Raw genomic sequence first — 11,721 nt, 5'->3', positions numbered from 1 at the left:
ACGGACGGGTGCATTCCTTCGCGCCCGCCGGGAACGCACCGTCCCTCCAAAGTGGACATTTTGAGGTCGGGCACCCCGTCGTACCGCGCGTTCCAGACGCCAAGGTTCGCGCCGGTGCGGCCTTCGCTGCCACCGTCACGAACGGAAGCAGGCGCTCCACTTCGTTAGGAAAATTGGCTATTCAGCGCGGAGAACGCTGTCCCGGCGCGCGGCCACGGGCGTCGATATGTCCGTTTCCGCGGCTTCGGTGCTGATGACCTACCGTGGTCCCATGACCGAACCGCTCGGCGCGCGGATCCGGCGGCTGCGCACCGACCGCGGGTGGACCCAGCGCGAGCTGGCCGAGCCCGGCTACGACCGCGGCTTCCTGGCGAAGGTCGAGACCGGCAGCCGGCCGCCGTCCGAGGAGATGCTGACCTACCTGGCACGACGGCTCGGCCTGACCGTCGACGAGCTGCGCTTCGGCCGTCCCCGCGGCGTCGCCGACGAGCTGCGCGCGTCGCTCGACGAGGGTTACCGCGACCTGGAACAGGGCCGGGTCGCTGTCGCGGAAGAGCGGTTCGCGTCGGTCGCGCGGCAGGCGGCGGGCTACCACCTCGACGACGTCGAGTGCTACGCGCGGTTCTGCCAGGCCGAGGTCAAATGGCAGCTGTTCGACGTCTCGGCCGCGCAGAAGCAGCTGGAGCACGCCGAGGAGCTGGCCGGTGCGGCGCCGCCGTGGCTGCGGGCGATGATCGTGCACCGGTGGTCGGGCTGCCGGTACCTGAGCGGCGACGCGGGCACGGCGATCGCGCGCGTCGAGACGGCCCTGGCCGCCCCCGATCTCGACCCCGATGCCGAGTTGTGCCTGCTCAGCGCGTTGATCCACCCGCTGATGGAGATGGGCGGGCTGCACCGGGCGCAGCGCGCGGCCCTCGCCGGCCACCGGCTGGCGAAGGCGGCGACGCGGCCGGACTTCGTCGCGCGGTTCCACCGGCAGGCATCGCAGGTGTGGCAGGCGACGGGTCAGTCCGACCGGGCCGAGCAGGACCTGATCGAGGCGTGCCGCCTGTTCGCGTCGGTGGGGTTCGAGCGCGACGCGGCCCGCTGCCGCTGGGCGCGCGGGTACCTCCTGCGTCGGCTCGGCCGGCTCGAGGAAGCGCGCTCGGAGCTGACGGCCGCGCGGGACCAGCTGGCCGCGATCGGCGCGGAGGAGGGCGTCGCGGGGGCGACGCTCGAGCTGGCCGAGGTCCGGCTTCGCCAGGGCGCGCCCGCCGAAGCGGCGTCCCTGGTCTCGGCGGTCTGGCCCCTGCTGGCCCGCGACGTCGAAGCCCTGGGCGAGGCAACGGGCCTGCGCGGCCAGATCGCCCAGGCCCACGGCGACCTCCCCACCGCGACCCGCCTCCTGCGCGAAGCGGCGGAAATCCAGACCCGCGCGTCCCTGCACGGCGCGGCCGTCTCGACGTCCCTCCGCCTCGGCGACGTCCTCCGACAACGTGGTCATCTCGACGAAGCCATCGAGGCCTACCGCCAAGGCCTGGACTCCGCCACCCCCGACGCCTGACCGTGCCGACCCCACAATCACGCGTGATGCCCCTCTGATCACGCGTGATGCCCGTCCAATCACGTGTGATGCCCCTCCCGTCACAGGCTCGGGCCGGGACTCGGGTGCCCGGACGGGCATCTCGCGTGATTGGGGAGGCATCACGCGTGATTGAAGGGGCATCACTCGTGATTGAAGGGTCGACACGGTGGACCACGGCGGGGTGGTGGTCCGGGCTGGGCAAGTTTCCTACCAAAGTTGGTGAATTGGTTCAGACCAGTCGGCAAGGCGGGGGTTTCCTGCGGTTTTGTCCGACGGGCCGTGATCTTCGACGGCGGGGGCTGGGCCGTTCGGCCCATTGACCGACCGGCGACCGGAACCTTTACTCGGACGCGTCCAGCCCAATAACACCAGTTATTCCGCTGGACACACTCCCCGCGTCCCCCGGAAAGGTGCCCCATGAGATCCCCACGAGGGCTGGCGGCGATCGCCGGCCTGGTCCTGACCTTCGCGGTGCCGGCGATCCCGGCCACCGCCGCCCCGGCCCAGCCCCAAGCCGTCCCGCCCGAGGCGCTCGCCGCCCGGGCCGCCGACCAGGCCGCGCTCAGCGGCGTCGACCGGCTCGCCAAGGGCGCCGCCGAGACGTTCGTCCGCACCGGCGTCACGCCGGGCGGCGGCGGCCTCTACTACGCCTCCTACCAGCGCACTTACCACGGCCTGCCGGTCGTCGGCGGCGACGCGGTCGTCGTCGCCGACGGCGCCGGGCGCGTCCGCGGCACCGAAGCGGCGCACACCGCTCCGATCGCCGTCACGACCCAGCCGACGCTCGAAGCCGAGCAGGCCACCAGGATCGCCAGGGCCAAGGTGTCCACAGTGGACACCGTCAGCGCGCCCCAGCTCGTCGTGCTGGCCGGCGACGCTCCCAAGCTCGCCTACGAAGTCGTCGTCAGCGGCCGCGACAACGCCAAGCCGACCAAGCTGCACGTCTTCGTCGACGGCGCGACCGGCCAGGTCCTCGACACCCGCGACGACGTCCGCGAGGCGGGCACCGGCAACTCCTACTACGCCGGGACCGTCTCGATCGACACGTCCGGCTCCGGCAGCTCCTACTCGATGACCGACCCGTCCCGCCGCGGCATCGCCTGCGGCCGCGAAGGCGGCGCGATCTTCACCAAGAGCAGCAACACCTGGGGCAACAGCTCGGGCACCGACCTCGAAACCGGCTGCGTCGACGCCCTCTACAGCGTCCAGACCGAGTGGAAGATGCTCGGCGACTGGCTCGGCCGCAACGGCATCGACGGGGCCGGCGGCGGCTTCCGCGCGAGCGTCGGCCTCAACGACGTCAACGCCTACTGGGACGGCTCCTCGACGCACTTCGGGCACTCCCAGGACAACCAGCGCCAGGCGACGCCGATGGACGTCGTCGGGCACGAGTTCGGGCACGCGATCTTCCAGACGACGCCCGGTGGCGCCGGGTCCGGCAACGAGAACGGCGGGCTCAACGAGTCGACCGGCGACATCTTCGGCGCGCTGACCGAGCACTACGCCAACAACCCCGTCGACACGCCGGACTACACCGTCGGCGAGGGCGTCAACCTCACCGGCACGGGCCCGATCCGGTACATGTACAACCCGTCGCAGGAGGGCGACCCGAACTGCTACTCGTCGTCGATCCCGAGCACCGAGGTGCACGCCGCGGCCGGCCCGCAGAACCACTGGTTCTACCTGCTCGCCGAGGGCAGCAACGCCTCGCCGGCCAGTCCGACGTGCAACGGCTCGACCGTCACCGGCATCGGCATCCAGAAGGCGGGCAAGATCTTCTACAACGGCCTGCTGAAGAAGACGTCCTCCTGGAACCACAAGGCCGCCCGCAAGGCCACCCTCGAAGCCGCGATCGCGCTCTTCCCCGGCAGCTGCACCGAGTTCAACGCCACCAAGGCCGCGTGGGACGCCGTCTCCGTCACCGCCGCGACCGGTGAGCCGACCTGCAGCGGCCAGCCGCCGGCCGGCAACGACTACTCGCTGACGCTGTCGCCGACGTCCGCGTCCGTCCAACCCGGACAGACGGCGACCACGACGGTGACCACCCGGATCACGTCGGGCAACGCCCAGACCGTGTCGCTGCTGGCCACCGGCCTGCCCGAGGGCGCCAAGGCGACCTTCAGCCCGGCGAGCGTCCAGTCCGGCGGGACGTCGACGCTGACCATCACCACCTCGGCGACCACGCCGCAGGGCACCAGCCAGGTGACGGTCACCGGTGACGGCACCGACGCCGACCACACCGCGCAGTTCTCGCTGACCGTCGGCACCGGCACCCCGCCGACCGGCTGCGGCGGGCTCGCCGAGTGGGACTCCGCGAAGGCCTACGTGCCCAACGACGTCGTGAGCCACAACGGTCACAAGTGGACGTCCACCTGGTACTCGACCGGAGCCGAGCCCGGCGCACCCGGTTCGTGGGCCGTGTGGAGCGACGCCGGCGCCTGCTGAGCCCGGTCGCGCGGCGGCGGGCGACTCCCCCGCCGCCGCGCGGCCTACCCTGAACCCGTGGAAAGGCGGCCCGAGTGAGCGACAGCGTCGGCGAACGCTTGCGTGAGCTGCGCACCGAGCGCGGGCTCACGCAGCGCGAACTGGCCGGGCCGCAGTATTCGGCGGCGTACGTGTCTTCGGTCGAGACAGGCGCGCGGACCCCGTCCGGCGACGCGCTGCGGTTCTTCGCCCAGCAGCTGGGCATCGACCCCGACGAGTTGCTCGGCGGCAGCTCGCCGCGGGAGCTCCTGGAGCTGGATCTCGAGCTGATCGAGACGGCGGACCGGTTCCTCACCGGCGACGCCCGCCGCGCGACGCCGCGGATGCAGCGGATCCGGCGCCAGGCCGAACGCCTGGAACGGCCGCGGCAGGCCGGGATCGCGCTGCTGTGGCTGGCCGGGTACTCGAGCGGCGACGTCCGCACGAAGTACGTCGCGGAGGCCGAAACCGCGTTGTCGGGCGAGCCGCCGCCGGTGCGGGCGATGGTCGTCCCGCTGCGCGCGGCCGTGCTCTCCGACTGGGGCGAGGCGCAGTATTCCTTGCACCTGCTGGAAACCTGCCACGCGGAGCTGCTGCGCGACGGCTACCCGCAGCCGTCGATGCTGTTGACCCTGCGGGCGTGCCTCGCCGAGCGGCACCTGCGGCAAGGCGATCTGGAGCGGGCCGCGGAGTACGCCGAGTCGGCGCTGCGGCTCACCCGGGGCGGGCCGGCGGTGCTGGCCGAGCTGACCCGCAGTCACGTCGAGGTGTGCCGCAGCCACCTGGCGGCCGACCGGTTCGCCGACGCGGCCGCGTCGGTCTCGGCGGCCTACGACCTGATGCAGGAACGGGCGCTGCACCCGGCGATGGCGCACTGCCTGCTGGCCAGGGCCCGGGTCCGCGGCCGCGCGGGTGACGTCGAGGGCGCGCTGGCCGACCTCGGCGCGGCGCGGGAAACGGCCTGGCCGGACGACGTCCCGGCGATCACGGTCGAGCTGGCGGCGGAGTACCTGGCCGCGGGCCGGCTGGAGACGGCGTCCGCGCTGCTCGACCAGGTGCGGCCGTCGGTGGTGGCGGGTACGTCGCTGGCGGCGGAGCTGCGGCTGCAGCTGGGCGCGCTGGCGCGGGCCCGCGGCGACGTCCGGGGCGCGGCGGAGTACCTGCGGACGGCGGTCGAGCTCGCCACCGGGCTCGGGGCGCGGGGTGTGCTCGTGCGCGCGCTGCGGCCGTTGAGCGAGCTCTTGGGCGAGACCGGACGGCGGGAAGAAGCCGCGAACGTGCTGCGGAACGGGCTGATCGCGTTGGGCGCGGAAGCCGACTGACAACGTTTTCCTGAGCACCACGAACGATTCCCGGTGATCGAGATCGTCCGGCGTTCGGATGGTGTCCGGGACAGTCCCTACGAAAGTCGTTCCGGCGCGGAATGCGGTGAGAACGCCCAGCACGGGCGGGGTTTGTACGAATTGGGTCGCGAATCCGAAAGGTGACGTTGGTCCGTTCGGCGCATTGACGCCCGGATGCCCGGGTCCCTTTACTCGGATGCGTCCGGACGCATACCTCCTGTTGATCCCCGGGACACGTCCCCCTTTCCTTCACCGCCCCTCCTTCGTGGAAGGAAGAACTCGATGACCCATCGTGGGTTCAGAACGGGCTTGGCGGCCGCCGCCGGGCTCGCCATGACGCTCGCGCTGCCGGTGACCCCGGCGAGCGCGGCTCCGGCGGCCCAGCCCGCCGCACCGGATGTCGCCGCGGCCCGCGCCGCCGACCAGGCCGCCGTTTCGGGACTGGACGCGCTCAAGCGCGGACCAGCGGAATCTTTCCGGCGCGTCGGGCTCACCGCCGGTGGCGGCGGGCTGTTCTACGGCGCCTACCAGCGGACATACCAGGGCCTGCGGGTCGTGGGCGGCGACGCCGTGGTCGTCGCCGACGGGGCCGGCCGCGTCCGCGGCACCAGTGCCGCCGAAACCGCGCCGATCACCGTCGGGACGCAGGCCGCGCTCGACGCCGCGAAGGCCGCGGCCACCGCACGCGCTCAACTGCCCACAGTGGACAGTGTGAGCACGCCGGAGAAGGTCGTGCTGGCCGGGGCGAGCCCCAAGCTGGCCTACGAGGTCGTCGTCGCCGGGCGCACCGCCGCGGCGCCGAGCAACCTGCACGTGTTCGTCGACGCCGCGACCGGCGCGGTGCTCGACAAGCGCGACGACGTGAAGACGTTCGCCTCCGGGGCGCGCACCCAGGCCCAGCCGGGCACGGTGAACGTGGCCGGCACCGGCAACAGCTACTACGTCGGCAACGTCTCCATCGACACCACGCAGTCCGGCAGCACGTACACGCTGCGCGACCCGGGCCGGACCGGCATCAGCTGCGGCCGCGAGGGCGGCTCCGTCTACAGTGGACCGGACAACAACTGGGGCAACGGCACCGGCACGGACCTCGAGACCGGCTGCGTCGACGTCCTCTACAGCGTCCAGACCGAGTGGAAGATGCTCGCCGACTGGCTCGGCCGCAACGGCATCAACGGCAGCGGCACCGGCTACCCGGCGTCCGTCGGCCTCGCCGACGTCAACGCCTACTGGAACGGCTCGTCGACGCACTTCGGCCACTCGCAGGACAACCAGCGCCAGGCCACCTCGATGGACGTCGTCGGCCACGAGTTCGGGCACGGCATCTTCCAGTTCACCCCGGGCGGTGCCGGTTCCGGCAACGAGAACGGCGGCATGAACGAGTCGACCGGCGACATCTTCGGCGCGCTGACCGAGGCGTACGCGAACAACGCCAAGGACACCCCGGACTACGAGGTCGGCGAGGGCGTCAACCTGGTCGGCCAGGGCCCGATCCGCTACATGTACCAGCCGTCGAAGGTCGGCGACCCGAACTGCTACTCATCGTCGATCCCGAGCACCGAAGTGCACGCCGCGGCCGGCCCGCAGAACCACTGGTTCTACCTGCTCGCCGAGGGCTCGAACCCGGGTGGCGGCAAGCCGGCCAGCCCGACGTGCAACAACTCGTCGGTCACCGGGGTCGGCATCCAGAAGGCCGGCAAGATCTTCTACAACGGCCTGCTGAAGAAGACCTCGTCGTGGAACCACAAGGCCGCCCGCAAGGCGACCCTCGAAGCCGCGATCGCGCTCTTCCCCGGCAGCTGCACCGAGTTCAACGCCACCAAGGCCGCGTGGGACGCCGTCTCCGTCACCGCCGCGACCGGTGAGCCGGCCTCGTGCAGCGGTGGCGGGCCGGACTTCTCCGTCGCGCTGAACCCGGCTTCGGGTTCGGTGCAGCCGGGCGCCTCGGCGACCACCACGATCAGCACCGCGATCACCTCCGGCGCGGCGCAGTCGATCACGCTGTCCGCCTCGGGCCTGCCCGCCGGCGCGACCGCGACGTTCACCCCGGCCACCATCTCCTCCGGCGGCAGCTCGACGCTGACCATCGCGACCTCCGCGTCGACTCCGGCCGGCAGCTTCCCGATCACCATCACCGCCGACGGGGCGAGCACCGACCACACGGCGCAGTACACGCTGAGCGTCGGGACCACGGGCTCGTGCGCCGCGGTGACCAATTCGACCCGGCTGACCATCCCGGACTACCCGGGTGCCGCGGTCAGCAGCACCACCACCGTGGCGGGCTGCGCGCGCAACGCGTCCAACGCCACCAAGGTCGAGGTGCACATCACCCACACCTACAGCGGTGACCTGGTCCTCGACCTGGTCGCGCCGGACGGCACCGCCTACCGGCTGAAGAACTCGTCCAGCAACTCGACGCCGAACATCGACACCACCTACACCGTCAACGCTTCTTCGGAAGCCGCGAACGGCGCGTGGCAGCTCCGCATCCGAGACGTCGGCCCCGCCGACACCGGTTACCTGTCCTCCTGGACGTTGACCGTGTAGCACTCCCCCGAAGTCCGTGAATGCCACATTGAGGGACTTCAAGTCCCTCAATGTGGCATTCACGGCGGTTCTCCCAACCCCCACCGAAGGAATTCACCGCCATGAAGTGGAAGAGCAAGATCGGCGCCGGGGTCACCGCCCTGGCCGCCGTGCTGGGTGTGGTGACCGCGCCCGGAGGCGCCACAGCCACCGCCGCCACCGCGCTCGCCGCGCCGGACATCTCCCTGGCCAACATCAAGACCCACCTCAACCAGCTGCAGACCATCGCGAACAACAACGGCGGCACGCGCTCGGCCCGCGGCGGCGGGTACGCGGCATCGGTGTCCTACGTGGAAAACCTGCTGAAGAACGCCGGCTACACGACGTCGAGGCAGACGTGCACCAGCTGCCTCGGCCAGTCGCAGAACCTCATCGCGGAGTGGCCGCAGGGTGACGCGAGCCAGGTCATCATGCTCGGCGCGCACCTCGACTCCGTCAGCGCCGGGCCCGGGATCAACGACAACGGCTCCGGCAGCGCGTCGATCCTCGAGGTCGCGCTGACGCTGGCCCGCACCAACCCGGCGATGGCCAAGCGCGTCCGGTTCGCCTGGTGGGCCGACGAGGAGTCCGGCCTGGTCGGCTCCAAGTACTACGTCAACAACCTGCCGAGCAGCGAGCGCACGAAGATCAAGACCTACCTCAACTTCGACATGATCGGCTCCAAGAACTGGGGCTACTTCGTCTACGACGACGTCGCGTCGATCAAGGCGGTCTTCGACGAGTACTTCTCCTCGATCGGCATCCAGACCGAGGGAGACAGCGAAGGCGACGGCCGCTCCGACCACGCGTCGTTCAAGAGCGCGGGCATCCCGGTCGGCGGTCTGGCCACCGGCGCGGGCGACATCAAGAGCGCGGCGCAGGCCCAGAAGTGGGGCGGCACCGCGGGTTCGCCGTTCGACAACTGCTACCACCGCGCGTGCGACACGACGTCGAACATCCCGGACACCCCGCTGGAGAAGAACTCCGACGCGATCGGGTACGCGCTGTGGAAGCTGGCCGTCGCCACGACGACCGGCAACGACTACTCCGTCGCGCTCAACCCCACCGCCGGAACCGTCCAACCGGGACAGTCGCTGCAGGTCGCCGTGAACACCACGACGACGTCCGGGAGCGCGCAGTCGATTTCACTGTCGGCCTCGGGCCTGCCCGCGGGCGCGACGGCGTCGTTCAGCCCGGCCACCATCTCCTCCGGTGGCTCCTCGACGCTGACCATCACGACATCGGCTTCGACTCCGACCGGCAGCTTCCCGGTCACCGTGACCGCGGACGGCGCGAACGCCGACCACACGGCGACGTTCTCGCTCGGCATCGGCAGCTCGTCGTGCGCGGCGGTGACCAACTCGGCGCGCCTCGACATCCCGGACTACCCGGGTGCGGCCGTGAACAGCACGAACTCCGTGGCGGGCTGCGCGCGCAACGCGTCGAACGCCACCAAGGTGGAGGTGCACATCACCCACACCTACCGCGGTGACCTGGTCATCGACCTCGTCGCCCCGGACGGCACGGCGTACCGGCTGAAGAACTCCAGCAGCGACTCGACGCCGAACCTCGACACCACCTACACCGTCAACGCCTCGTCCGAGGCCGCGAACGGCGCGTGGCAGCTGCGGATCCGCGACGTCGGCCCGGCCGACACCGGATACCTGTCCTCCTGGACGCTGACCGTCTGACCGTCTCGGGGGCGGCACTTCCCCAGGGAAAGTGCCGCCCCCACATTTGTCTAGACCACCACCCGTTCGTAGGTAGTCACCGGTTCCCGCGGCACTTATGTTGGTGGCACACGCCGCGTTCGCCCTCGACGACGATGGGAATCGGTATGTCCGGTCGCAGAAACCGCCTGTTCGGAACCCTTCTGGCAGCGGCTTTGGCCGTCCCGCTGCTCGTGCCGGCCCCCGCGCAGGGGGCGGTGCAGGCCGACACGTGCGCGGTGAAGTCGCGCCCCGCGGGCAAGGTCCTCCAGGGGTACTGGGAGAACTGGGACGGCGCCGCGAACGGCGTCCACCCCGGGCTCGGCTGGATCCCGATCACCGACAGCCGCATGGCCCAGCACGGCTACAACGTCCTCAACGCCGCCTTCCCGGTGATCCGGTCCGACGGGACCGTGTTGTGGGAGGACGGGATGGACGCCGGGGTCAAGGTGTCGACGCCCGCCGAGATGTGCGCGGCGAAGGCCGCGGGCGCCACGATCCTGATGTCCATCGGCGGCGCGGCGGCCGGGATCGACCTGTCGTCGTCCGCGGTCGCCGACAAGTTCGTCGCGACGATCGTGCCGATCCTGAAGAAGTACAACTTCGACGGGATCGACATCGACATCGAGACCGGCCTGACCGGCAGCGGGAACATCAAGACGCTCTCGGCGTCGCAGGCGAACCTGGTCCGGATCATCGACGGCGTGCTCGCGCAGATGCCGTCGAACTTCGGGCTGACGATGGCGCCCGAAACCGCGTACGTGACCGGCGGCAGCATCACCTACGGCTCGATCTGGGGCGCGTACCTGCCGATCGTCAAGAAGTACGCGGACAACGGCCGGCTGTGGTGGCTGAACATGCAGTACTACAACGGATCCATGTACGGCTGCTCCGGCGACTCGTACGAGGCCGGGACCGTGCAGGGCTTCACCGTGCAGACGAACTGCCTCAACCAGGGCCTGGTCGTGCAGGGCACCACGATCCGCGTGCCGTACGACAAGCAGGTCCCGGGCCTGCCCGCCCAGCCCGGCGCGGGCGGCGGCTACCTGTCGACGAGCCTGGTTTCCCAGGCGTGGCGGTCGGTTTCGGGCCTGAAGGGGCTCATGGACTGGTCGATCAACTGGGACGGCTCGAAGGGCTGGACGTTCGGCAACAACGTGAAGTCGTTGCAGGGCCGCTAAGAGTCGCCGGCCGGGATCGGGTCGTCGTACTCGCCCGACGGGCCGGCGTACTCGCGGCCGTTCGGGAACGGCCACGGGTTCGGGACGCAGCCGTGCAGCCCGAGCGTCTGCTGCTCCATCACCGGCGCCGGCCGGCCCGCACCCGGGCACAGCTCGTGGCCGTGGCCGAGCCGGTGCCCGGTCTCGTGCGTCACCATGTACTGGCGGTAGACGTCCAGCGAGGCGCCGTAGTTCGGGACGGCGCCGGCCCAGCGGGCGACGTTGAGCACGACGTTGCTGCCGTTGCGGCAGGACGTGTAGCCGTCCGGGCTGCCGCCGCACAGCATGTCCCGGCTGGCCGGCGTCGCCAGGTAGATCGTGAAGTCGGCGTCGTCCTCGGGGCCGACCTGCTGCAGCCGCCACTCGCCACCGCCGGTCCAGCCGCGCGGGTCGCCGAGGATGCCCCGGATCTTCTTGGCGAAGTCGGTGGGCCCGACGCCGTCGATGTCGGTCTCGACGGCGATCCGGTAGCGCATGAGCTTGCCCTGCGTGCCCGCGACCTGGTCGCTGCCGGGGGTGAACATCCACTGGGCGGAGCCGGTCCGCGGGAAGGTGATCTGCTGCCCGGCCTGCGTCGCGGGCTGCCGGGGCTGCTCGGCGGGCGGCGGCGGCAGGGCCGTGGCGTCCCCGATGTCGGTGCGGACGGGCCCGGCCGCGGGCGCGGCGACGGGCTGCTGCTCACAGGCGGTGAGCCCCCCGACGACCGCCAGTGCGAGCGCGGCGACGGCCGCGGCCCGTCTCGCGGTTTTCGGCATGAGTCCCTCCCGGACATGCGGCTTTCACCAGGGGATACGGACCGCGCGCGGGAAAGGTTGCGGTGACGCCCGGTGGCGGAGCGTCACCGCAGCTCAGCGCTT

At 71.2% G+C, this 11,721-nt stretch carries 7 protein-coding genes; 6 read left to right on the top strand and 1 reads right to left on the bottom strand.

What is annotated here, in order from left to right; translation table 11 throughout:
- Positions 1-271: 271 nt before the first annotated feature.
- The 6 genes from ACYVLJ_RS29260 to ACYVLJ_RS29235 all read left to right on the top strand — a co-directional run bounded on the left by ACYVLJ_RS29260 (position 272) and on the right by ACYVLJ_RS29235 (position 10,825).
- Positions 272-1,543 (top strand): helix-turn-helix domain-containing protein, encoded by a 1,272-nt coding sequence (locus tag ACYVLJ_RS29260; RefSeq protein WP_460441083.1) that lies wholly within the window; start codon positions 272-274, stop codon positions 1,541-1,543.
- 438 nt (positions 1,544-1,981) lie between these two features.
- Positions 1,982-4,009 (top strand): M4 family metallopeptidase, encoded by a 2,028-nt coding sequence (locus tag ACYVLJ_RS29255; RefSeq protein WP_460441082.1) that lies wholly within the window; start codon positions 1,982-1,984, stop codon positions 4,007-4,009.
- Between the two features lie 74 nt (positions 4,010-4,083).
- Complete coding sequence (locus ACYVLJ_RS29250) at positions 4,084-5,349, top strand: helix-turn-helix domain-containing protein (RefSeq protein WP_460441081.1); 1,266 nt, start codon at positions 4,084-4,086, stop codon at positions 5,347-5,349.
- 303 nt (positions 5,350-5,652) lie between these two features.
- Positions 5,653-7,917, top strand: a complete 2,265-nt coding sequence (locus ACYVLJ_RS29245; RefSeq protein ID WP_460441080.1) for a M4 family metallopeptidase — start codon at positions 5,653-5,655, stop codon at positions 7,915-7,917.
- 101 nt (positions 7,918-8,018) lie between these two features.
- Positions 8,019-9,626: a M28 family peptidase gene (locus ACYVLJ_RS29240; protein ID WP_451977267.1), complete on the top strand. Its 1,608-nt coding sequence runs from the start codon at positions 8,019-8,021 to the stop codon at positions 9,624-9,626.
- Between the two features lie 146 nt (positions 9,627-9,772).
- Positions 9,773-10,825 (top strand): chitinase, encoded by a 1,053-nt coding sequence (locus tag ACYVLJ_RS29235; protein WP_460441079.1) that lies wholly within the window; start codon positions 9,773-9,775, stop codon positions 10,823-10,825.
- Here the strand turns inward: ACYVLJ_RS29235 and ACYVLJ_RS29230 are convergent.
- Positions 10,822-11,619: a zinc metalloprotease gene (locus ACYVLJ_RS29230; protein ID WP_460441078.1), complete on the bottom strand. Its 798-nt coding sequence runs from the start codon at positions 11,617-11,619 to the stop codon at positions 10,822-10,824. The genes ACYVLJ_RS29235 and ACYVLJ_RS29230 overlap by 4 nt on opposite strands.
- Positions 11,620-11,721: the final 102 nt, after the last annotated feature.

The sequence above is a fragment of the Amycolatopsis stemonae genome (assembly GCF_054781455.1).
This window is presented reverse-complemented; position numbering and strand designations above follow the sequence as displayed.